Annotated in this window: 18 protein-coding genes; 6 read left to right on the top strand and 12 right to left on the bottom strand. The window is 67.4% G+C overall.

Translation table 11 applies throughout. The annotated features are described in order from the left end of the window. Positions 1 to 2: 2 nt before the first annotated feature. From LVJ94_46110 to LVJ94_46090, 5 genes are all read right to left on the bottom strand, one after another. Complete coding sequence (locus LVJ94_46110; protein WXB04267.1) at positions 3 to 467, bottom strand: hypothetical protein; 465 nt, start codon at positions 465 to 467, stop codon at positions 3 to 5. 27 nt (positions 468 to 494) lie between these two features. Next, the gene (locus LVJ94_46105; GenBank protein ID WXB04266.1) at positions 495 to 3,068 is read right to left on the bottom strand and encodes a protein kinase; all 2,574 of its coding nucleotides are present in this window, start codon (positions 3,066 to 3,068) and stop codon (positions 495 to 497) included. After that, positions 3,062 to 3,961 carry a retroviral-like aspartic protease family protein gene (locus tag LVJ94_46100; GenBank protein WXB04265.1) on the bottom strand — a complete coding sequence of 300 codons (900 nt, stop codon included), beginning with the start codon at positions 3,959 to 3,961 and terminating at the stop codon, positions 3,062 to 3,064. The genes LVJ94_46105 and LVJ94_46100 overlap by 7 nt, the downstream gene beginning before the upstream one ends. Then, positions 3,958 to 4,914, bottom strand: coding sequence for an aspartyl protease family protein (locus LVJ94_46095; protein ID WXB04264.1), 957 nt, complete (start codon positions 4,912 to 4,914; stop codon positions 3,958 to 3,960). Before LVJ94_46095 ends, LVJ94_46100 begins: the two co-directional genes overlap by 4 nt. Positions 4,915 to 4,991: 77 nt before the next feature. Next, positions 4,992 to 5,915, bottom strand: a complete 924-nt coding sequence (locus LVJ94_46090) for a class I fructose-bisphosphate aldolase (GenBank protein WXB04263.1) — start codon at positions 5,913 to 5,915, stop codon at positions 4,992 to 4,994. Between the two features lie 112 nt (positions 5,916 to 6,027). Between LVJ94_46090 and fbp the strand changes: the two genes are divergently transcribed. Continuing rightward, on the top strand, positions 6,028 to 7,104 hold the full coding sequence (gene fbp / locus LVJ94_46085; protein WXB04262.1) for a class 1 fructose-bisphosphatase: 1,077 nt from the start codon (positions 6,028 to 6,030) through the stop codon (positions 7,102 to 7,104). Between the two features lie 181 nt (positions 7,105 to 7,285). Here the strand turns inward: fbp and LVJ94_46080 are convergent, their stop codons facing one another. Continuing rightward, a complete protein-coding gene (locus tag LVJ94_46080) occupies positions 7,286 to 7,939 on the bottom strand; it encodes a radical SAM protein (GenBank protein WXB04261.1) in 654 nt (217 codons plus the stop codon). Between the two features lie 6 nt (positions 7,940 to 7,945). Then, positions 7,946 to 8,158 carry a hypothetical protein gene (locus LVJ94_46075; protein ID WXB04260.1) on the bottom strand — a complete coding sequence of 71 codons (213 nt, stop codon included), beginning with the start codon at positions 8,156 to 8,158 and terminating at the stop codon, positions 7,946 to 7,948. A 58-nt stretch (positions 8,159 to 8,216) separates the two neighbouring features. Here LVJ94_46075 and LVJ94_46070 point away from each other — a divergent pair, with 58 nt between their 5' ends. Further along, complete coding sequence (locus tag LVJ94_46070) at positions 8,217 to 11,117, top strand: TIGR03960 family B12-binding radical SAM protein (protein ID WXB04259.1); 2,901 nt, start codon at positions 8,217 to 8,219, stop codon at positions 11,115 to 11,117. 146 nt (positions 11,118 to 11,263) lie between these two features. Here the strand turns inward: LVJ94_46070 and LVJ94_46065 are convergent, their stop codons facing one another. After that, positions 11,264 to 11,593: an FHA domain-containing protein gene (locus LVJ94_46065; GenBank protein ID WXB04258.1), complete on the bottom strand. Its 330-nt coding sequence runs from the start codon at positions 11,591 to 11,593 to the stop codon at positions 11,264 to 11,266. A 138-nt stretch (positions 11,594 to 11,731) separates the two neighbouring features. Here LVJ94_46065 and LVJ94_46060 point away from each other — a divergent pair, with 138 nt between their 5' ends. Next, positions 11,732 to 12,508 carry a TSUP family transporter gene (locus LVJ94_46060; protein WXB04257.1) on the top strand — a complete coding sequence of 259 codons (777 nt, stop codon included), beginning with the start codon at positions 11,732 to 11,734 and terminating at the stop codon, positions 12,506 to 12,508. Here LVJ94_46060 and LVJ94_46055 read toward each other — a convergent pair. From LVJ94_46055 to LVJ94_46045, 3 genes are all read right to left on the bottom strand, one after another. After that, entirely contained in the window at positions 12,505 to 14,412 is a 1,908-nt protein-coding gene (locus LVJ94_46055; GenBank protein WXB04256.1) for a S41 family peptidase, read from the bottom strand. The two genes, LVJ94_46060 and LVJ94_46055, sit on opposite strands and share 4 nt — an antisense overlap. Before the next feature lie 226 nt (positions 14,413 to 14,638). Continuing rightward, a complete protein-coding gene (locus LVJ94_46050) occupies positions 14,639 to 15,454 on the bottom strand; it encodes a sigma-70 family RNA polymerase sigma factor (protein WXB04255.1) in 816 nt (271 codons plus the stop codon). A 267-nt stretch (positions 15,455 to 15,721) separates the two neighbouring features. Next, positions 15,722 to 16,564, bottom strand: a complete 843-nt coding sequence (locus LVJ94_46045) for an MBL fold metallo-hydrolase (protein WXB04254.1) — start codon at positions 16,562 to 16,564, stop codon at positions 15,722 to 15,724. 63 nt (positions 16,565 to 16,627) lie between these two features. On the opposite strand from LVJ94_46045, the gene LVJ94_46040 reads away from it, so the two are divergent. From LVJ94_46040 to LVJ94_46030, 3 genes are read left to right on the top strand one after another with little or no spacing between them, the layout of a single operon-like run. Beyond that, a complete protein-coding gene (locus tag LVJ94_46040) occupies positions 16,628 to 19,237 on the top strand; it encodes a YdcF family protein (protein ID WXB04253.1) in 2,610 nt (869 codons plus the stop codon). A gap of 13 nt (positions 19,238 to 19,250) precedes the next feature. After that, entirely contained in the window at positions 19,251 to 20,021 is a 771-nt protein-coding gene (locus tag LVJ94_46035; protein WXB04252.1) for a type III pantothenate kinase, read from the top strand. After that, complete coding sequence (locus tag LVJ94_46030; protein WXB04251.1) at positions 20,011 to 20,997, top strand: iron ABC transporter permease; 987 nt, start codon at positions 20,011 to 20,013, stop codon at positions 20,995 to 20,997. The genes LVJ94_46035 and LVJ94_46030 overlap by 11 nt, the downstream gene beginning before the upstream one ends. A gap of 2 nt (positions 20,998 to 20,999) precedes the next feature. Here LVJ94_46030 and LVJ94_46025 read toward each other — a convergent pair whose 3' ends face one another. Further along, complete coding sequence (locus LVJ94_46025) at positions 21,000 to 22,142, bottom strand: hypothetical protein (protein WXB04250.1); 1,143 nt, start codon at positions 22,140 to 22,142, stop codon at positions 21,000 to 21,002. Positions 22,143 to 22,251 lie beyond the last annotated feature (109 nt).

Here is a 22,251-nt window from a genome sequence, read left to right as displayed (position 1 = left end):
GCTTAGCAGTTCAACTTGATGCGTTCACCCAACAACCGAACATCGTCGTTGGCCTCCACGCGCACTTCGCCCAGACGCGCGTGGATCCGTTGCTCCCGCGCGTCCGTCACGAGATCGCCTTCGCACCGAATCGTCGCATCGCCGCCCGTGCTGATCGCGACACCATCCTTTGCGTGCATGGCAATGCGATTTGCCGCGAACGAGAGATCCCCCGCGACGGCAATCGACAACCCGCTACCCAGAAAAAGCACCGGCCCATCGGGCCCGAGGGCGATGCGCAGCGGCTCGCGTCCGGTGGCGTCGCTCAGGCGGATGATCGAACCTTCCTCCTTGCGTTCGATGGTCAGCGAGAAGTCGTCGACCGATATCCGTTCCGTTGACTCGCGTCCCTCGCTCACCGGGTTGCCGCCTTTCTGAAATGATTCACCCTCGACGTTGCCATGCGCCATGCACGACGACAAGAGCACGCGCGTGGCGCGATTGATCCAACGGGGTCACTTGCACGCGAGTGCGCGGCGGCGTTTTTCCGCTTCGATGGCGGTGACCGAGCGTGGCGTGGCCTTGCCCCATCGATCGAGCACCCCGCGGTAAGCACTGCACGCGCCGGCGGTGTCGCCGCGCTTCTCTCTGGCCATGCCCAACCAGAGATGAACGCGCACCTCGAAGAATGGATACCTCATGCCGTGACAGCCGCGAGCGGCTCTCTCCAAGAGGGGCATCGCACGCGCCACGTCGTTGGCCTCCATCGTGATTCGGCCCGCGTAGCCATCGACGATGCCTTCGCGCCACGTCAAACGGAAATCTCGCATGACGTCTCCGGGGCGCTCGGTGGGGGCGGCGGCCATGGCCTCGGCCGCGTCGAGCGATGGCCCCACCGCAGCACCCCACGTGAACGCCCAGCGATCGAAGGGACTGAGCACCTCTTCGTTCGCGCGATCCCACGCCTTCGTGGCGTCGCGCCACTCGGACCGGGAGAGTTTTCCTCCGCGAAGCGCGGCGGCCAGCAACCAGGGCTCCGCCGATGCCATCTTGAGACCGCGCAGCGGGTTTGGGCCCCAGGCGTCCTTGCGCCGAAGCACCGCCACGGCTTCCCTCGTGGCGCGTGCCACGTCGCCGGTTTCGAGAAGCGCTTCGACCCTCAGCAATGCGTCGGCCCAATGCTTCTCTGGGTCGGTGCTGTTGGCGAGATAGGGCGCGACTTTCTCGGCCGTGCGAAGCGCCACGTCGAAGTGCCCATTCCACGCCTCCAAGTGGGCAGTCTCGAGGAGGCGCGTCTCTTCGCGCGACGATGGTGGCAGTCGGTTCCAACGAAGGACCAGCACTTCCTCGATGGCTTCCCTCGCCGCATGGGCCCCTGCGAGCGTATCGGCCAAAAGAGCGTAAGGGCTCGATTCGGCCGGCTCCCACGACGTCTTCTGGCGCGCTTGCTCGACCGCGCCCTCGCACTTTCCTCGTCGCTGGAGCGCCTCGATGCGCAGGGCCATGCAGTCGACCGACGCGGGCGACACCCGGAGGCACTGGGCGAACGCCTCATCGCTCTCGTCCTCGCGCCCAAGCTGCGCGAGGGCTTCGCCCATCATCTGCCACGCGTCGGAATACTTTGGGTCGATTTTGGCGGCGTTCCGGAAGCCTTCCACCGCGGCCTCGAGGTCCTCCGGGCCGCGGGCCACCTCCAGTTTTCCGTGGGTGGCCCCGAGCATTAGAACTTCGGTGTCGTTGGGATACTGGCGGACGAGCTCGTCCAGAAGGTGCGTGACGCTGTCATCGGAGCGCCCTTGGGTGACGGACTTGCCCAGGGCATCCAGGACGAGGCGATCGCGCGCGCTCAAGGCGTCACGGAAGCGCATGGCGTCGTGCAGACGCTCGCGCTGGACGTGCAGCGGCATCACGTTATACACCGCGAGAAAGCGTCGAAGCGCGACTTGAGGGCACGCGTTGTCGGCCTCCCAAGCTTGGTCGAGTAGTCGCCCGGACTCGTCCCAGCGCCCTTCGTGCATCGAGCGTAGGGCGCTCGCGTACGCCTCGGCTGCCGGTGGCGAGCACGATGGAGACGTCGCATGGTCCGTGAGGAGCGTTGGCACCGGCGGCGCGACCGGCTGCGGAGCCGGCGGCAGTCGCCAGGCACGCAGTCCGAGCGCGACGCCCAGGATCCCCACGGCCACCGCAATGGCCGCGAGCCAGAGCGGGCGCCGCCCCTTGGTCGACGGCGCCGCAGCGATCCGCGAGCCCTGCGTCTCCCCGAGCTGTGCCGCATCGATGCGCGCCAGCGCCCGTTTCACCTCCGCCGCACTGGCCGGCCGGCGTTCGCGCTCTTTGGCGAGCAGCCGCGCGACGAGCAGGTCGAGCTCGTGCGGGACGTCGGGGCGAAGCTCGCTCACGCTCGGCGGCTTGTGCATCAGCAGCCGCGAAATGACGGCCACCGGATCCGGCCCGGCGAAGGCATCGCGGTTCGTGAGGCAACGAAAGAGCACGCACCCGAGCGAGAACAGATCGGCGCGTCCGTCGAGGTTCTCGTCGCCGCGCGCCTGCTCCGGGGCCATGAAGCCCACGGTGCCGAGCACCGTGCCCGTGGTCGTCGCATGCTCGGCCGACCCCGTACGCACGATGCCGAAGTCGACGAGCTTCGGCTGGCGCAGACTCCCGCCCGCGAGCAAAATATTGCTGGGCTTCACGTCGCGGTGAACGATGCCCACCGCGTGCGCCGCTTCGAGCGCGCCCGCGAGGCGTTGTCCGAGCTCCAGCACGTCGGCGATGGGCAGGCGCTCGCCGGCTTCCACGGCGCGCACGAGGTGCGCCTGCAAGCTTTCACCGTCGATCCACTCGAGGGCCAGGTACGGCTCACCGTCCTCGCCTTCACCGTGCGCGATGCAGCGCACGATGTCCGGGTGCTGCAGCTTGCCCAGGACCTCGGCCTCCCGCGCGAAGCGGCGCAGGGCCGCCGCGTCGGCCTTGCGCAGCACCTTGAGCGCCACGGCACATCCCGTCGTGCGATCGAGGGCGCGATGAACGATGCCCATCCCGCCGCGTCCGGCTTCTGCTTCCAGGACGAAGCGACCCGCGATCAGCATCGTGCGCGGAGTTGACCTCGGCGTGGGCCGAACACGAGAACGCAGCTGCGCAGGGCAGGGAAGCCCAGAACGCCGTCCGTCTTGCAGTCCGCGGGCGGCCCGCCCGAAAAGACTTCGACGTCGGTCTTCACTTGGAAGTCGCCCGCTTCGATCTGCGCGCCGTGGTACGTGCGCGACTGCAGTTTGCCCGACGGCGTTTCGCTCTGCAGATTGCTCTTCGTCGTGCGCGGGCCGAGGAGCCTGCCGGCCTCCGTCGTCTCGTAAATCGTGGAGCGTGTCGCCCCCGTGTCGATCAGCAGATCCGCCGTTTGCCCTTCGACGCGCGCCTGGGCCACGAAGACGCCGCTGCATACGCGCACACCGCGCAGCAGTGGATCGCGCGCGCGGGTTGCCAAGGTGCGCATCACCTCGAGCTCGTCGGCGGCCGTGCGCAGCTCCGCGATGCGCAGATCCAGAACGACGATGCGCCCTTCTTCGAGGCGCTGCGGCGAGAGGAACACGCCCACGTTGGCCTTGCTGGCGAGGCTCGCCTCGTTCTGCTCGATGACCAGGAGCTGGCCTTGCGGCAGCTTGCCCCAGCCCTCGAGCGACACCTGGGCCGCTTCCGCGCGGGTCGAGGCCAACGTTGCGCTGGAGTGGTCCTCGATGTTGTCGCCGCCGGCGACCGTCTTGACCCCACCGCGCCGTGTGACCGCCGCCGTGGCCACGTGCGTCGAGGCACCCGTGTCGAGCAGCATCCACGTGGTCTCGCGCCCCACCGCGCCGCGCACGAACGGCAGCGGCGCGAGCCCTGCCACGTCGTAGCGAACGACGGCCTTGCGCTGCAGCACGGGTGCAGCCGAGACCCCCGTGGTCACGAGGACCACGGCCAACGCCGCGAAGCGCACCTTCATGGCAAGCAGCGACCCAGCACGGTGCTGCGGTCGAAAATCACGATGCACGATTTCAAGATATCCATGGCAAGGACCCCGTCGCGCGGACAGCTCGGATCGGACTCGCCGGGAATGATGTCCACGTCCGTCACCGAGGTGTGCGCGCCAACGTGCACTTTGGCCCCGCGAACGGTGCGCGTCGAGAGCTTGCCGCTGGCGGCGTACACTTGTTCCCGATTTGGAATGCTGCGCGGCATGAGCCGTCGTGCGGCCGGCGTGCCCGCGAGAAGGTCCGAACGGTGCGCGCCCGTATCGAGCAACAGCGAAACGTCCGCCCCTTCGATCTTCGCGGGCACCACGAAGGCCAGCCCGCGGATGGGACTCGCCCGATCCTCGCAAATGCGCGCGGCGACCGTGAACGGATCGGCGCCCTTTCCTTCCAGCTCTGCTGGGGCCTGCGCGGAATCCGTCGCGTACATCTCGCCGCGGGCCAGGTCGAGCACCAGAGCCGTTCCACGGCCCGAGGTGGCCAGCTGCTGCGGCGACAGAAATGCGCCGATGCCAATGCGTGCGACGGCCTCGGGGATCTCCGTCACCAACGTGGGCGCATCCGGGAGCGCTCCCCAACCGTCGACGGTGATCTGCGATCGATCCACGCGCGACGTCACGATGGCGTGGCCCGCATGGTCCGTTCCCTGGTCGCCGAAATTCTTCGTGTCGAGCTTCGCCTTGCGCGCCAGCCAGCCCGCGATCACGTGGCTGTTGGCCCCCGTGTCGACGAGCATCCACGTCGGCTCGCCGCCGATGGCCCCGCGCACGAGCGGCAGCGGGAAAGCTCGTCCCCCAATCTCATAACGAATCTTGATCCGTGGACGAGGATACGACTGCGCGGGGTCTCGCTTGCCGTTCTCGTCGCCCGCAACGCCAGCATGACCGGTGTTGCGCGCTTCGTGCGAGACCGGCGCATTCGCCACCGGCTCACTCGCCGGAGCGGCGGGTGCCGAAGCACCGCCGCATCCCACGAGAGCGACAAGGAGACCCCCGAGATACCTCACGCGTTCTTGAAGATCGCGATCACGTCGGAGAGGAGCTTGAGCGCCTCCGGGCGCGGACGCTGGAAGGCGTTGCGGCCCATGATGGAGCCGAAGCCGCCGCCCGCCGCGATCTCCTTCACCTCGGCGAGCACGTCTTCCGTGCCCTTGGCTTCGCCGCCCGAGAAGATGATGATGCGCTTGCCGTTGAATGCACTCTGCACGCAATGACGAACGCGATCGGCCAGCGTCTTGGTCGGGATGTTGTACTTCTCGAAGACCTTCTTCGCCTCGGGCTGCTCGATGAAGTCCTTCGGCGGCTTGATCTTGATGATGTGCGCGCCGAGCTGCGCGCTGATCTGCGCCGCGTACGCGCCCACGTCGGCCGCGAGCTCGCCTTCCTTCGAGAGGCCGGCGCCGCGGGGGTAAGCCCAAAGCACCGTCGGGAGGCCGTACGACTTGGCCTCGGCGATCAGATCGCGCAGGTCTTGGTACATCGTGTTGCGCTGACCCGAGCCGGGGTAAATCGTGTAGCCGATGGCCACGCAGCCGAGACGCACGGCGTCCTTCACCGAGCCGGTGAGGGCGCTGCAAGGCTGATCGACCTTGGCCAGCGTGTCGGAGTTATTCAGCTTCAGGATGAGCGGGATCTGCCCTGCGAACTTGTCCGCTCCGGCTTCGAGGAAGCCGAGAGGCGCCGCGTACGCATTGCAGCCCGAATCGATCGCGAGCTGGAAGTGGTAGTCGGGATCATAGCCTTCCGGGTTCGGCGCGAACGAACGTGCAGGCCCGTGCTCGAATCCCTGATCAACCGGCAGAATAACGAACTTTCCCGTACCGGCGAGGGCGCCGGTATTCATGAGACGAACGAGATTCGTTTTGACGCCGGGGCTCTCCGAGCCGTACCACGAGAGAATCTGTTTGACGCGATCGGTAAGTGCCATCGCACTGCTCCTTGGTATGATCCGTGTGAGGGTCTTATTTTTCGCGGTGGAGGGTATCCGACCCCGCCGGCGAAGGCGAGACCTGCACTCGGCCTAACGCAGAAGAGTCCGCATGCCCGACCCTACCAACACAGACCGCTCCTCCTTTGCCAGCGAAGCCCCTGGTCCGACCAGTCTGCCGATTCGTGCATCCTCCGTCGTCGGTACGACATTGAGGGAGCACGTCCTGGCCGGCATGCACGCCGCGCCGGGCGCGACGGGGCAGTTCACCTCGCTGCTGAATCATATTTCGCTGGGGATACGCATCATCACCACCCGCGTGCGCGCGGCCGGGCTCGCTGGCCTCCTGGGCTACACCGGGGACACGAACGTGCAGGGCGAGCAGGTGCAAAAGCTCGATGCGTTCGCCAACGACGTCTTGGTCAACGTGCTGGAACGCAGCGGCCACTGCGGTCTGCTGGCGAGCGAGGAACTCGACGAGGCGCGGTTCGCGACCAACTCGGGCAAGTACGTCGTGCTGTTCGACCCATTGGATGGGTCGACCAACATCGACACGAACGTCTCCATCGGGACCATCTTCGCGATCTTGCGCCGGCGCCACGGCGAGATCGTTCCCGCGGTCGAGGACGCGCTCCAACCGGGACGCCGCATCGTCGCCGCCGGCTATGCGCTCTACGGCCCGTCGACCATCTTCGTTCTGAGCACCGGCCACGGTGTGGACGCGTTCACGCTCGATCCGAACGTGGGTGAGTTTTTCCTCTCGCACCCGAACATCCGCTGCCCCGAGCGTGGCAACTGTTTCTCCACCAACGACGGCAACTACGCCCGCTGGGCGAAGGGCGTGCGCCGCTGGCACGACTGGATCCGCGAGGAAAACAAAGAAGACGCTCGCCCCTACGGCCACCGCTACGTGGGCTCTTTGGTGGCCGACGCGCACCGCACCTTGTTGAAGGGCGGCATCTTCGCCTACCCCGCCGACACCAAGAGCACCAAGGGCAAGCTGCGCCTCTTGTACGAGGCCAACCCCATCTCGTTCTTGTTCGAGCAAGCCGGCGGCGCCGCCACCAACGGCGAGAAGCCCATCTTGGACATCCACCCCCACGAGCTCCACGAGCGCACCCCGCTCATCATCGGCTCCAAAGCCGACGTCTTCGACTACGAAACCTTCGCCTCCGAGCGCCGCACCTAGTGCTCACAGGAGAGGAGGAGAGAATTCACAGGAAGACGGGAAGTCGGGAAGGTTTTGAGGTTTTTCCAATCGGCCCAGTAGGCCAACTGAAACCCCAAAAAAGCGCTCCGCGCCCTCTGTGCCGTAAGTCCTTCCCGTCTTCCCGTCTTCCTGTGAATCTCTCTTCTTCGCCCTCGCGCGCTCACACGCCTTGGGTTTCGGGGGCCCAGATGTACTTGTGCATCTGCAATTGCACGCGCACGCGGAGCGCGTCTTCGAGGACCCAGGCTACGAGCTCCTTTGGGCTCAATTTGCCGAAGACGGTGCTCGCGAGGAGGTTCGGGGTGCGCGCGGTGAGATCGCGGGAGCGCACGGTGTCGCGCATCCACTCGTAGTCGGTGCGGCTCGCGAGGACGAACTTGATCTCGTCGCGCGCGGTGATGAAATCCAGGTTGGACCAGCGGTTGCGGTGCGATTCGCCCGAGCCAGGGGCTTTCAGATCCATGATCTTGTGCACCCGCGGATCGACGCCGGTGACGTCGGCCTCGCCGCTCGTCTCCACGAGCACGGTGCGGCCTTGGTCGCAGAGCTCGCGCATCAGCGGGAAGACGCCGGGCTGCAACAGAGGCTCGCCGCCGGTGAGCTCGACCAGCTCGGTGCCGGTGGCGAGGGCACGGGCGAGCACGTCGGCGCGGGCCATGCGGGTGCCGCCATAGAAGGCCTGCGTGGTGTCGCACCAGGTGCAGCGCAGGTTGCAGCCCGTGGTGCGCACGAAGGTGCAGGGCAGCCCGGCGAATGTGCTCTCGCCCTGGATGCTCGCGTAAATCTCGTGAATGACTAGCGTATCTTCCTTCATGGACGGCTACTTCTGCGGCTCTTCATAGGGGATGAGCTCCGGGGCGGGGATCTCCCCGCCATCGGATGGGTCCGCTTGCGCCGGTGCCGGTGCCGGTACGACCATGGGCGGACGCGGGTGGGTGTAATACCTCACCAACGCGTAGCCGGAGCCCAGCACCGCCACGACGGAGAGCAGAAAGACACGAATGAGAGCGAACGGAACCGCGCGCCGGACCACGTTCCCATCATAGCCCGCATGGGGACCGGGTATGTGCTAACGCTGCTGGATTCACCGCATGAAGGCCGTAGCCCCGCTCGATCATCCGTATGCCTCCTTCGTTCATGGCGTCGAAAAGCCGGCGCGTTACCTGGGAGGCGAATTCGGCGCTGCCAAGAAGGACTGGAACGCCGTCCGCGCGCGCGTCTGCCTCGCGTTTCCGGATTTGTACGACATCGGGATGAGCCATCTGGGGTTCAAGATCCTCTACAAAATCCTGAACGACGACCCGCGCACCCTGGCCGAGCGCTGCTACACGCCCTGGATCGACATGCAGAAGGAGCTGCGCGATCGCGCGCTGCCGCTGGTGTCGCTGGAGAGCGCGCATGCCCTGTGTGACTTCGACGTGGTCGGCTTCTCGCTGCAGTTCGAGCTGACGTACACCAACGTGCTCACGATGCTCGATCTGGGGCGGATTCCCCTTCGATCGAGCGATCGCAGCGAAAGCGATCCCCTCATTTTGGCGGGTGGCCCCACGGCCACGCACCCCGAGCCCATGGCCCCGTTCCTCGACGCCGTCGTCATCGGCGATGGCGAAGAGCGCATGACCGACGTGGCCCTCGCATGGGTCACGCTGCGCGAGCAGGGCGTGCCGCGCAAGGAGCGGCTGCGCGCGCTGGCGAAGCTCGAAGGCGTGTACGTGCCCAGCCTCTACGAGACCGTCGTGGATCCCGACGGCGGGTTCGACGTGGTGGTGGCGCCGAAGGATCCCGAGGTGCCGTTTCCCGTGCGTCGGTCCTTGGTCGACGACTTGAACCGATTTCCCTTTCCGGACGACGGGCCCATCGGCGGGCCGGAAGCGATCTTCGACCGCATGTCGATCGAGATCGCCCGCGGCTGCACGGAAGGGTGCCGCTTTTGCCAGGCCGGGATGATCTACCGCCCCGTGCGCGAGCGCGATCCCGAGCAGATCGTGGCCACCGCCCTCGCGGCCGTGAAAAAGTCCGGTTACGACGAGGTGAGCCTCACGTCGCTGTCGACCGCGGATTACTCGTGCATTGCGCCGCTGATCAAAAAGGTCACCGACAAGCTGGTGCCCGAGCGGGTGAGCCTCGGTGTCTCGTCCCTACGCGCGTACGGTCTCGAGGAGACGGTGCTCGACGACATCCAGCGCGTGCGCGCGACCGGCGTCACCTTTGCGCCGGAGGCGGGCAGCCAACGCATGCGCGACGTGGTGAACAAGAACGTCACCGAAGAGCAGCTGATGACCACCGCGGAGCGCATTTTCTCGCGGGGTTGGACCAGCATGAAGCTTTACTTCATGATCGGGCTGCCCACCGAAGAAGAGAGCGACGTGCGCGAGATCCCGCGCGTCGGTGGGCGGGCGCGCGAGGTGGGGCGGCGCATCAAGAAGGAGAAGAACGCCGGGGCGCCGTCGGTGACGGTGAGCGTGTCCACGCACGTGCCGAAGCCGCACACGCCGTTTCAATGGTGCGCCATCGATGCGCCGGACAGCGTGAAGCAGAAACAGCGCTGGCTCGCGGAGGAGGCCAAGCGGGCCAAGGTGGAGCTCAAGGTGCACGGCTCCGACGGCTCCTGGGTCGAAGCGATTTTCGCGCGCGGCGATCGCAAGCTCGCCGCGGTGCTCGAGCGCGCCTACCGCGCCGGTGCGCGCTTCGACTCGTGGGACGATCAGCTGGACATCGACGCGTGGCGCGATGCCCTCGCCGCCGAGGGCATCGACCCGGCGCAGTACCTGGGCACCATCCCGGTCACGGCGCGCCTGCCGTGGGACCACATCGACGTTGGCCTCGAGGAGGGCTTCCTCGCGCGCGAGTACCGCAAGGCGCTGAAAAGCCGCCTTTCCCTGCCGTGCGGCAAGGCCGCGGGCATGTTCGTGCACCACACGAACCTCGGGGACGCGAATCAGGATCACCGCCGCCTCGTCTGTTACGACTGCGGTGTCGCCTGCGATCTCGAGGCCATGCGCGATCAGCGCATCGACTACCTGACGAAGCTGGGTGCCAAGGAAAAGCGGGTGCTGCCGGTCCTCGTCGCGCCGCCTCCGCCGCCGTCACCGGCAGAGCCGGTCGGCGCCGCCGAGCCGAAGAAGCCCGTGAAAGGCAAAGGCCCGCCGCCGCGTATCGTGCAGGGTGATGCGCGCCGCTACCGGTTTGCGTACACGAAGATCGGCCGGAGCAGCTTCCTCTCGCACCTCGACTTGATCCGCGCCTTGCCGCGCGCATTCCGCCGCTGCGATCTCTCGCTGTTTTACTCCTCCGGGTACCATCCCAAGCCGGACATGATGTTCGCCCCCGCGCTTTCGCTCGGTGTTTCGAGCCTCGCGGAGATCGTCGACATCAAGCTCACGTGCGACGTCGATCCGCGCGAGCACCTTGCAGCGCTCACGGCCGGCTCGCCCGAGGGCGTTCGCTTCTTCGCGGGCGCGCGCCTCGGTCCCAAGGACGTCCCCGTCTCGCGCACCATCGAGGCTGCGCGTTACGCCGTGTGCATCCCGCGCGCGGTTCTCGCGTCGCGTGGCGGTGAAGCGTGGCTCCACGAGCGCGCCGCCGCACTTCTTGCCTCCACGGAGTGTCGCGTTCTTCGCCGCATCGAAAAAATCGGCAAGTGGGTCGACGTCCGCTCTTTCCTCCGCACCCTGTCCGTCGGCGACCCCATCGCGGCCCGCGCCGCCGTCGATGCCGGCTTCGTGGGCGAGCTCGTTCCCGTCCTCGTCGATTTGGACATTCTGCCCAATGGCACGGCCAAAATCGCCGAAGTGGTCCAGGCCCTCTCGCCGGACGACCCGCTCGATTACGTGGCCGTGCGCGCAGGCCTCGGCATCTTCCGCGACGGCGTGCTCGTTTCGCCAGTCGATGCCGTTGCATTCGCGCCAAAGTCGGCTGATTGTGGCGGACTCGCGAGTCGTTTTCAGGCGAGCAGCGGCAGCGAGACAATCCCGGCGAGGCCGGCGCCTTAGTCCGTCTCCAGAGAAAGCATCGCCAAAGAGGTATGGCGATCCTTCCTTCCGGACCACGCATCGCTCTGGTCCCGCCGGTTTCGTTCCGCTGCCGCGGTTCCGGCATCAAGTCATTTGAAACCAGACACCCTCAATCGACCGTTACCTTAGTTGGCAGCGGCTTCGATGCGCTCGACGTGGATGTGCGTCGTGCCGATGCGGATCTCGTCGCCCACGCGTAAGCGGCAGCGATTCACGCGGGCCCCGTTCACCCACGTACCGCTGTTGGTCCCGAGGTCGATCAACGTGGGCCCGTCCTCTCGCACCTCCACGACGGCGTGCGTGCGTGACGCCGTGGTGTCGTCGATGCTCAGCTGGCTGCGGGGATCGGTGCCAATGCGTAAGACCGGGTCGCGAAGCGTCACGGTTTTGACCAGCCGCTCACGCCGGTAGACGCTGAGCGTGACCGCGACGTGCGTAGAGGAAGACGCCGTCATGTAGAAGATTCCATTTTAGTCCAGCTCACTTTCCGATGCGGCCCTATGAATCAGCTCGACCGAAACTTCCTCTTCCATAGCCCAAAGTTACGGTGGGAATGAAAACTCCTTCCCTGGCTTCGGTTCCTGCGACCATCGATGTCCGTTCTCCCAAGTTTCGCCTCGCCTGAAGCGAGCATCGTTTTTCTCGTTCTCGCGGCCTTTTTCGCCGGGGTCGTCGACTCCATCGCGGGCGGGGGCGGGCTCATCACCCTGCCGGCCCTGCTAGCCACCGGGCTGCCACCGCATCTGGCGCTGGCCACGAACAAGGGTCAGTCGTCGTTTGGCGTGGTGGCGTCGTTCGTCTCCTTCTGGCGGCGCGACGGCATCGAGCGCGATCGCGTGCCGGTCGCGTTTCTCGGTTCGATGCTCGGCGCGATCGCGGGCGCGCTGTTGGTGCTTGCCGTGCGGCCCGAGCCTCTGCGGCCGGTGGTCATGGCGCTCCTGGTGGTGGCGGCGGTGATCGTGGCCATGCCGCGGCGCATGCGCCCGCAGGTGCGCGCGTGGAAGAACCCCAAGGCGGTGCTTGCGGGCTTCGCCCTGGCCATCGGCCTTTACGACGGATTTTTCGGCCCGGGCGCCGGCTCGCTGCTCATCGTGGGCTTCACGATGCTCTTCGGCGACACGCTCACGCGCGCCTCGGGCAATGCCAAGACGATCAACCTGGCGTCGAATCTGACGGCCCTCTCGATCTTCGCCCTGCGCGGCAACGTCATCTGGCACATCGCCCTTCCCATGGCGGCGGCCAGCGCCACGGGGGCCTTCGTCGGCTCACGCCTCGCGATGCGGCGCGGCGATCGCTTCGTCGGCGCCGTCGTGTTCTGCGTGGTCATCGCGATCGTCGTGAAGCTCGGCGCGGACTTCGTCCGGCACTAGCGCGCCGCAGGCTTCGACGCGGCGGAGATGCGCGATGTGCCCCCGCCGAGGACATGCAGGGCGCGGCAGACGTCGGGATCCTTGCACGGGCCCACGTGGCCGCCGTGGGAGGGCCACGTCATGAGCTTTGCGGCCTCGAAGCCGGCCACCATCTGGCGGTTGCGCACGTCGGGGCCGCGCCATGTGGGCGGCGAGCCTGGGAGCTTCGCCTCGCTCTCGCCCGAAGGATCCTCGTCGGGCAGAAGCGCGAAGGGAAAGCGCAACGTCGGCGTCAGCCCGACGCGCTGCACCGCCGAGCCATCGGGCAGGGCATAGAGCAACGTCGTCAGACGAAGCACGCCCGCGCGCGCATCGTCGTCCGAGTATTCCTGCGCGCAGCCCTTGCCGTACGTCAGGCGCCCCACGCTCGGGCCGCGCCGGTAGGCGGTCAGCGCCCCCGCGATCATCTCGGCCGCGCTGGCCGTGTTCCCATCGACGAAGGTGGCCACCGGCCCCTCGAAACGCTCCGACGGCGGGGGCTCGGGCGCGCGCTCCATTTCGAGGCTGCCGTCCTGGCGCTTCATGGGAAAGAGCGGCGCATTCGGCAAAAATGCGCTCAGCGCGTGGATGGCCCCATCGGTGGAGCCTCCGCCGTTGCCGCGCAAATCGAGCACGAAGCCGATGGGGGCGCTCGTTTGCGCGCGCTCGCGCATCATCGTGTGCGCGAGCTGCTCGCCCAGGTCGTCGCGCACCTCGCGGATGGTCACCACCACGATGGCCCCATCGCCGTACGGGATGCGCTCCGCCGCCAGGCCGTCGTGCGTCTCCTCGCCGCCGGTCTCCGTGCTGGCTTCCGGATCGAGCTTCAACGACCGGGGTGCGGCATCGCCCTGCCGCAGCACGATGGCCTCCGTCGGGCGGTGCGACGCCGCGACCACGATGGCCAATTGTTGCAATTGCTCCATCGCGAGCCCCGCCGTGCGCACCCCGCCCAGCGAAAGCACGGCATCGCCATCGCGCATCGGCGGGAGCGCTCCCGACTCGATGCGCGCACCCAAAGCCGTGCGCCCGATCTTGTCCCACAATGAAGCCCGCGGGTGCGAATCCAGGTCGAACTCGTAGATGCTCGCCTCTTCCTCCAGGGGAGCCCATCCACCGTGCGGGTCGACCAGCGGCACGTATGCGCGCACCCCGGCCGCGAGCAGCACCCGCGACCAACCTTCGGCGTTCAGGTCCGGAAAAAAATGCTCTTGGGCGGCCCGCGCAAATGTGGCGCCGGTGGTGCCGAGCAAACGCTCACCCGCTCCAACCCGCTCCCCCAGCAGCCGCGCGAAGGTCGACGCTTTGGGCGACGGGCTCGCCCCATCGGCAATGGGCTCGAAGACGGCCGTGTCGATCGACATTTCCGAGCCGGTCATCGCCCGGCGCTTCTCCTCGAACCCGCGCTGCAGATCATGAACCCAGCGCTCCAGCCCGCGCCCGACCTCCCGTGCGGCCGCGCAGTCGCCATGTTCATGCTCGAGCTCGCGCAAAAGTTCCCGGCCATGCCGTTCGATCGCCGTCGCCACCGGGCTATCGGGCGCGGCACTCCACAGGCCATGTGGATCGAGCCAGTCGATCACGGCATCGGCGAAGGCCGCCGCGCGGATAGGACCCGGACGGTACGCGAGCATTTCGCGAACCTGCGAAACGACACTTCGTGCTTCCTCGCACGAAAGCTCCGAGGGTGCGCCCGACGGAACGCGAAAGGATGTCGCTTGCCCCTCGTCCTGCTCGAACAGGCCGCCCGGGGCATGCACACCTGCGCCTGCATCGGTGTCCGCAATTTCTACCGGGTCGAACGTGGTCTTCGCCACGTTCACCGGAGCCGGATGCCGTGCCCCCAGCCAGATGGCACCGGCGGCCAAGGCCAAAAACAGTCCCACCCCAATTCGGCGCCGCGATCCTCCGAGCATGAAAAAGCTGCTGCGAAGCCTAGCAGGCTGCCTTTCTACCTTCCAGAAACAGGCCCGCCCCCACCCCTAACCTCCTCTTTCCTGCTCTTTGTCCCGTCGTGGGAGGGAGCTGACGCCTCAGAAATGAGTTCCGTCAGCACCCTCCCACGCCGAGCCAAATGAAATCGGGAGGGCAGGGGTGGGGGAGTGCCACCGACTACATCGCTTGCGCGTGCTCGCGCATGTTCGCGAGGCGATCGCGAAGCTTGCCGCGTGCGCGTTCTTCCAGCTGACGAACGCGCTCTTTGCTCACGCCGAGCATCTCGCCCAGGCGCTGCAAGGTGACGGGATCGTCGTTCATCAGCCGCTCCTTCACGATGAGCAGCTCTCGCTCGTTCAGATGGCGAAGCGCATCGCGCACCGCGCCCGCGGCGCGATCGCGAACCTCTTGCGCGCCCGCAGCTTCTTCGGGATCCGGTCCCTTGGCGGCCATGCGCTCCACGACCGGGGTCGTGTCGGCGCCCGAGGCGTCCAGACTCATTTCACGCCCCGCGAGGAGCGGCATGAGCATTTCGACCCGTTCCGGCGACAGTCCCGACAAGCGCGCAAGCTCTTCGGGGTCGCGCTCCTGCGTGCGGTACGCACGAAGTGCACGGCGCTCGGCCTTCGTCGTTCCAAGACGAACGACGCGGTAGGCGCGCACGACGTATTCGCGAATCTCGGCGCGGATCCAGTAGGCCGCGTAGGTGGCGAGGCGCACGTCGCGCTCGGGGTCGAATTTCTTCGCGGCCCGCAAAAGGCCGAGATTTCCCTGTTGAACGATGTCCTCGAGCGGGATTCCCCACCGTCGGTATTCCAGGGCAATGGCAATCACGAAGGGTAGGCAAGCCTCGACGATCTTTTCCCCCGCACGCTTGTCGCCAAGAACCCAGCGACGCGCAAGATCCCGCTCCGTCTCACGATCGAGCGGGGACACCGAGGCAAGACTCTCCCTGTAAGCGCGCAACGACGCGCCATCGAACACGGAGCTCATAGACTCCTCCACTTTCGCGGTCCGGGGCGATCTCCCGAGGAGCCGGACCTGCGTGACCCTTTTGCACGGGCGATGCCATCGCAAATGACGCGGGTTTCAAGTGATCGGTCCAAGGCCCTGCGAAGTGTTCGCGCAACGCGCGACGACGTTCACGAAACTGGACGCAAACGTTGCGCGGTCCATGTCGATGGACCCTTCACGCCAGGAGAGACGGCCCTATAGGGCCGCGGTTTCGCGCCTTTCACGGCGTTAAGATCGAGCGCGGCCTTACGGTTCGATGGCGAGGCCTTCGTAGGCCGCGACCGTATTGGCGAACCATTCGCGGCATCGGCGCTCTTTATCGCGCACGGCCGCATCGTTCTGACCGGGATCGTGATGGAAGAGCACCAGCTTTTTGGCGTTGGCTGCCTTCGCCAGCTTGGCTGCCTCATCTATCGTGCTGTGACCCCACCCCACCTTGGGCCCGCCCGCGCCGGCCGTTCCAGCGTACTCTTCCGGGGTGTACATCGCGTCGTAGATGAGGACGTCGACGTCCTTCGCCAGCTTGCAGAGCTTGGGATCCACCACCGAATAATGTTCGGTGTCGGTGGCGTACACGGCCGAGCGGCCCTTGTGCTCGAAACGGTAGGCCCAGACCCCGTTGGGGTGGTTGCCCCGGCAGGTCGTGATGCGAAACGCGTGGCCGTCGCCGGAGTCAATCTCCAGGGTCTGCCCCTCGTAAAGGTCGGCGAAGGTCATCTTCGCGCCCATCTCCGACAGGTGGACGGGGAAGCTCGGGTAGTCCATCTGGCCGGCGAGCGTCTCTTCGAGGGTGCGCGAGACGTTGTTTCCGCCGTAGAGGTGAATGTGATTGCCTGGTACGAACGCCGGCGCGAAGAACGGAAAGCCCTGAATGTGGTCCCAGTGCACGTGGCTGAAAAAGATGTGGGCGGTGATCGGCATCTCCTTGAGCAGCTTCTGCCCAAGGAGCCGAAGCCCCGTGCCGCCGTCGAAGATGATGATGGCCTTCCCCGCGCGGACCTCGAGGCAGCTCGTATTGCCCCCGATTTCAACGGTGTCGGGACCGGGCGTCGGGATGCTCCCGCGGACTCCCCAGAACGTGATCCGCATGCAATCTAAGGAGATAAGCCCCTTACGCGCAGCTCGTCAATCGCTACATGGACGCTGGGCGTCGTGACGGCGCCCGCGATGGTCGTCCTTGGTTGCAAGCTCGTTTTCGATGCGGGCGGCCGGCTTACGGGCGCAGCCGGACGGCGGGCCGAAGCCGCAGCGCAGGCGTGGAAAGCGCCTGCGGTCATTGTCGTGAGCGGCGGGCGGATGTGGAATGGGGTGGTGGAGGCGGATGCGCTGGCAACGGCGCTGGCTGAACGTGGTGTGCCAAAGGAGTACATCGTGCGGGAACGCTGCTCGTTTCATACGGTCGACAATGCGCGTTTCTCCGCCGTGCTCTTGGAGCGGCGGGGGATTCGTGAGGTCTCGCTGGTGACGTGCGACTGGCATCTGCCCCGCGCGCGCCGGATTTTTCAGCGCCAGGGGCTCTCCGTGCACGAGGTGCCGGCGAAATCGCCGCCGCCCGGCGTGCGCCGTCGCGTGTGGCGTTGGGGGCGCGAGCGCGTGGCCGAGTGGCTGGCGTTGTGGACGAGCCTCGCGCTCGCGATGATGCTGGGGGCCTGCAAAAAGAGCGAGCCGCCGGCGCAGGTGGATGCTTCGGTGCAGGCCGGGGTCGAGACGCCACCGGAGTTCGCCGTGATCGATCGCGCCGCGGATCGGCGGCGCGCGTCCGAGGTGCCGGCGGTGGCCCTGGGCCATGCCGACGTGCGGGTGCGGCGGCGTGCGGCGCGGGCGTTCGCGCGCATTGCCGACGAGGCTAGCCTCCCGGGGTTGCTGCGCGCGGTGGCGGATCAAGACGAAGACGTGGTGGCGTGGGCGTCGTACGGCCTGGGCTTCGCGTGCAAAGGGCACGAGGAGGCGCACGTGAATGCGCTGCTGACGCGCGCGGGCGCGTTCCCGGATGGCGGCACGCGCGCCACCGTGGGACCCGAGGAGGCCGACGTGCGGATCGCGCTGCCGCGGGCCCTGGGTAAGTGCGGCGGGGCGGCGGCGGAATCGCAGCTCGTGGCGTGGGTGAAGGCGCGCGGGCCTTGGGCCGAGGGTGCGGCCTACGGGCTGGGCGATGTGGCGAGTCGCGCGGGATCGCTTCCGGGGGGCGCGGTGTCGCCGGCGTCGTCGTTGAACGACGAGGCGATCGGCGCGTTGCTCGACGCCGCGTCCTCGGTGCCCTCGGCGCTGTTCGGGTTGGGGCGCATCAAGCGGCTGCCCGATCCGCTCGTGCCGCGCCTGCTCGACGTCGCGCGTGCGTCGTTGCCCAATGCCACACCGGAGCGGATCTTCACGGTGCGCGCGCTCGCGCACGCGGGGCCTGCCGCCGCGGGCGAGCTCGCGAAGATCGTTCGCGAGCGCAGCTTTTCGGCCGCCGAGCGCGCCGAGGCCGCACGCGGTCTGGGCCTGATGGACGCATCTGGGCGTACGGCGGGCGAGGCCATCGCGGAGCTCGCGAAGCCGCTGACCGACCCGATGGCGTTGATGGCCCTCGCGGGCGACGAGTTCGGCGTGCTCATGACCTTGCTCGACGCGCTGCACGGCGAGGTGCCCAAGGCCGCGGAGCCCGCGCTGAAGGCGCTCGCCGCGCTGACCGGGCCGGGCGAAGTGCCCAAGGTTCTCGGGCGCAGGTTGGCCGCGCTTCGGTGCGCCGCCGCCGGAGCGCTGGCCAAGGACGCGTACGACAACGAGCTTCTCGCGCGGTGCGATGCGAAGGGAACGCCGGTGTACGAGCAGGCGCGGCTCGCGTCGTTGCTGCGCAAGCCGCTGGCCGGCGAGCGCAAGAACGCGTGGCTGGCGCTCACCAAGAGCGAAAATCTTCGCGTGCGCGAGCTGGCGCTGGAGGCCCTCGAAGGGCACCCCGAGCTGGGCGACGCGGCCCGCGCTGCGGTGACCGCGGCGCTTCGCTCCGGCAAGGCGGGGCTCGTGGGGACGGCGGCCGATGCGATCGTGGCGCACCCGGAGCGCATGGCCGGCCTCGGGCCGGCGCTGTCGGAGGCGCTCGACGTGCGCTGGGGCGAGGATCTCTTGGAGACGCGCGCGGGGTTGATCGATGCTGCCGTCGCGCTTCGTGTGGAGCGGGCGCGTGCCGTCGCGGAGGCGGCCTGCAAGGATCCCAATGCGATGCTTCGGCAGCGGGCGGCGAAGGCGCTGGGCAAGCTGGATGCTCCCCCACCCCGACCCTCCCCCGGGGGGGGAGGGAGCCCTGGATGTCCCGCGCCGGCTGTGGAGCCTTCGCTCGCGTCGGAGCTCGATCGTCCGCTGGCGGAGCCGGCGAAGGTCGTCTTCGAGACGGATGCTGGGAGGCTCGCCATCGTGTTCGACCCAACCTTGGCCCCAGTGACCGCGACGCGCTTGGTGGCGTTGGCGCAGAACGGATTTTTCAAGGAGATGCTCGTGCACCGCGTGGTGCCGGGCTTCGTCGCGCAGTTCGGCGATCCCGGTGGCGACGGGTACGGCGGCTCGGGGCAGACCCTTCGCTGCGAAACGTCGCCTGTGCCGTTCGAGCCGCTCTCCGTGGGAATGGCCCTTTCCGGGCGTGATACCGGCTCGAGCCAGATTTTCGTGACGTTGTCGCGCACACCCCACCTCGATGGCCAGTACACGCGGGTCGGTCGTGCCGAGGGGGACTGGGCGGCCGTGGCCCAAGGTGATGTTATCCACGACGCGCGCGTGGAGCGTTAGGAAGGACTTGCACATGCTTCTGACCATCGACGTGGGGAACACCAACATCGTCTACGGTCTGTTCGAGGACAAAACGCTGGTGCACCAGTTCCGGGTCGAATCGGACCGCGGGCGCACCGCCGATGAATACACCGTCGTGTTGCGGCAGCTGCTCGCGATGCACGACATTGCGCCGGGCGACATCGACGCGGCCATCATCGCCAGCGTCGTGCCGGCCCTCACCGAGCCGATGGCCCGGCTGGTGAAGCGCGCCTTCGGCTCCGAGCCCCTGGTGGTCGGCCCGGGCATCAAGACCGGGATGCCCATCCTCTACGAGAACCCGCGCGAGGTCGGCGCCGATCGCATCGTGAACGCCGTTGCCGCGTACGAGCGCTTCAAGGGCGCGGTCATCGCGGTGGACTTCGGCACCGCGACCACCTTCGACATCGTCACCCCCAAGGGCGAGTACCTGGGCGGCGTCATCGCCACGGGCATCCAGTTGAGCGCCGAGGCGCTGTTTGCGCGCGCCGCACGCCTCCCGCGCGTCGAAATCGTCGCGCCCCCCCGCGTCGTGGGTCGCAACACCGTGCACTCGATGCAATCGGGCATCGTCTTCGGCTATGTGTGCATGGTCGACGGCTTGGTCGACCGCATCCGCGACGAGGTGGGCTACCCGGCCGACGTCATCGCCACCGGAGGACTTGGCTCGCTCATCGCGCCCCTGTCGCGGACCATCGGGCACTACGACGCCGACCTGACCATGGTGGGTCTCCGGCTCTTGCACGAGAGGAACAGTGGGCCTTAAGGCCCTCGCCACGGGACTTGCGCTGCTGGTTCTCGCGGTGATGTTGGCCATCACCTTCGGGGCCGAGCCCATTTCGCTCGCGCGTGCGGCCTTCGAGCCCGAATCGCTGGATCGCACCATCGTGATCTCGGCGCGGCTTCCGCGCGTGCTTCTCGGCGTCGTCTCGGGGGCGGGGCTCGCAGCCGTGGGGGTCGCCTTTCAGACCTTGCTGCGCAATCCGCTGGCCGAGCCCTTCGTCCTGGGCGTCTCCGGCGGGGCCGCGCTCGGTGCGACGGTGGCCATCTTGTCCGGCGTCGCGGCCATCACCTTCGTGGGCGCCTCGCTCGTGCCGCTGGCGGCCTTGGGTGGAGGCCTTGCGGCGACGGCCATCGTCTATGGTGTGGCGCGTATGAGCCCCGGCGCCCATGCGACGAGCATTCTGCTCGCGGGCGTCGTGGTGAATGCCATCGCGGCCTCGGCGATCACCTTCTTGAAGACGCTCATCAGCGCCGCCAAAGCGCAGGAGCTCCTCTTTTGGCTCATGGGCTTTCTCGACGTGCCCTCGCCCGGCGCGCTTGCCTCGGTGGCCGGCTACGTGGCCCTGGGCAGCGCGATCCTCTTGATCGACGCGGGCCGGCTCAACCTGCTCGCACTGGGGGACGAACCGGCGCTGCACCTCGGCGTCGACGTGCGCGCACTCGAACGGCGCACCTTCTTCGCGTGCTCGCTGGTCGTGGGCGGCATCGTCAGTGTCACGGGACTCATCGGCTTCATCGGCCTCATCGTCCCGCACGCGCTGCGCCGCCTCTTCGGCCCCGACGTGCGCGTCATCCTCCCCGCCTCGCTGCTCGCGGGCGGGGGAATGCTCGTCCTCTGCGATCTTCTGAGCCGTGTGCTCTTTCGCTTCTTGCACACCGAGCCGCCCGTCGGCGCCGTAACGTCGCTTCTGGGCGGCCCGCTCTTCCTCTTGCTGCTGGGAAAACGCGTCCGAGTCTAGGCTTACTGCCCGCCGCCGGCCTGCGACAGGGCTTGCTGCTGCTGCGCGAGCATCTGCTGCAGGGCGCGCGAGCGCTGGATGGCGAAGTCTTTGACCTCGCGGTTCGGCGACGTCGCGAGCTTGTTGAGAAGCGCGGTGATCTTCGGCATGTCGCGCATTTGCACGAGGGCCTCGAAGTAGTTGTGCGCGAGGCGCACGTCGCGCTGCATCTTGGCCTCGTGCGGGGCGAGCACCTTGATGACCTCGGCGAGGTTGCCCGCCTGCCCGTAGAGGGCCGACAGACAGAGGAGCGCGAGCACGTCGTCGGGCGAGCGGGTGACCGCCTTCTTCGCGAAGTCGATGGCCTTGTCGCGCGTCTTCTCGTCGCTGGCGTAGAAGCCCTGCAGCGCCACGTACGGGGCGGCGGTGCGGCTGTTGACCGGGGCGTTCGCCAGCTCTTCGACCTGGGCGATGGCCTTCTCCTCGCCTTCCGCATCGCGCAGGAAGTTCGTCAGGTAGGCCCACGCATCGACCGAGTTCACGTCGATCTGGATGGCGCGCTCCACGGCCTCACGCTCCGCCTTCGCGTCCTTCTTCTCGTGCGCGAGCTTGGCGAGGTGCAACGACGGGAAGGGGCTGTCCTTCAGCAGGTTCTGCGCGCCGCGCAGGGTGGCCTCGGCCTTGTCGTACTTCTCCTGCTGCATCTGCGAAACGCCGAGGGCGAGCCAGTCCTCGCCTTCGCCGCCGAGGGCGACGATCTTCGCGAGCACGGTCTCGGCCTTCGCGTGGCGGCCGTACTCCATGAGCTTTTGCGCGTAGATGCGGCCCGGGGACGGATCGTCCTGATTCGGGTTCTCGCGCCAGTGCTTCTCGAGACCGCTGAGCAGATCTTCCACGCCGATGACGATGGGGCGACCCTGATCGTCTTGAACTTGGACCGGCGGTCCATTCAACCCGAGCAGCTTCCACACCTCGTCTTGGGTGAGGGCGACGGGACCGTCCACGATCTTCTTTTCCACAGGCGCGCCGTTGGGGCCGAGCGGAATGAGAACGAGGGCGTTGCTGGGGATGCCATTCGGAAACGCGGTGACGGGGGCCAGGATGGCGGCGCCGCCTTTGAGCGCGATACCCGCCGTCTGTTCCGCTTCGTTGCTGCTCTGGGTCATGGTCTCGGCCTTTCTGGAATGGGGCGGCAAGCTACCACAAGGCATAAACTTTGGTTACCGATCCCAGCCCTGTCTTGATGGGCCGCCCCGGGCCGGGGTTTCGCCTGGA

Source organism: Sorangiineae bacterium MSr11367, from assembly GCA_037157805.1.
Taxonomy (GTDB): domain Bacteria; phylum Myxococcota_A; class Polyangia; order Polyangiales; family Polyangiaceae; genus Pendulispora; species Pendulispora rubella.
The sequence above is the reverse complement of the archived record's forward strand: the minus strand, read 5'-3'. Positions and strand labels throughout refer to the sequence as shown.

Excerpts from the sequence above, each read along its gene's own strand:
- LVJ94_46065 (WXB04258.1), bottom strand. The coding sequence starts at position 11,593 with ATGACGGCGTCTTCCTCTACGCACGTCGCGGTCACGCTCAGCGTCTAC.
- LVJ94_46025 (WXB04250.1), bottom strand. The coding sequence starts at position 22,142 with ATGACCCAGAGCAGCAACGAAGCGGAACAGACGGCGGGTATCGCGCTC.
- fbp (WXB04262.1), top strand. The coding sequence starts at position 6,028 with ATGCCCGACCCTACCAACACAGACCGCTCCTCCTTTGCCAGCGAAGCC.
- LVJ94_46060 (WXB04257.1), top strand. The coding sequence starts at position 11,732 with ATGTCCGTTCTCCCAAGTTTCGCCTCGCCTGAAGCGAGCATCGTTTTT.
- LVJ94_46105 (WXB04266.1), bottom strand. The coding sequence starts at position 3,068 with ATGCTGATCGCGGGTCGCTTCGTCCTGGAAGCAGAAGCCGGACGCGGC.
- LVJ94_46090 (WXB04263.1), bottom strand. The coding sequence starts at position 5,915 with ATGGCACTTACCGATCGCGTCAAACAGATTCTCTCGTGGTACGGCTCG.
- LVJ94_46070 (WXB04259.1), top strand. The coding sequence starts at position 8,217 with ATGAAGGCCGTAGCCCCGCTCGATCATCCGTATGCCTCCTTCGTTCAT.
- LVJ94_46045 (WXB04254.1), bottom strand. The coding sequence starts at position 16,564 with ATGCGGATCACGTTCTGGGGAGTCCGCGGGAGCATCCCGACGCCCGGT.
- LVJ94_46035 (WXB04252.1), top strand. The coding sequence starts at position 19,251 with ATGCTTCTGACCATCGACGTGGGGAACACCAACATCGTCTACGGTCTG.
- LVJ94_46100 (WXB04265.1), bottom strand. The coding sequence starts at position 3,961 with ATGAAGGTGCGCTTCGCGGCGTTGGCCGTGGTCCTCGTGACCACGGGG.
- LVJ94_46050 (WXB04255.1), bottom strand. The coding sequence starts at position 15,454 with ATGAGCTCCGTGTTCGATGGCGCGTCGTTGCGCGCTTACAGGGAGAGT.
- LVJ94_46080 (WXB04261.1), bottom strand. The coding sequence starts at position 7,939 with ATGAAGGAAGATACGCTAGTCATTCACGAGATTTACGCGAGCATCCAG.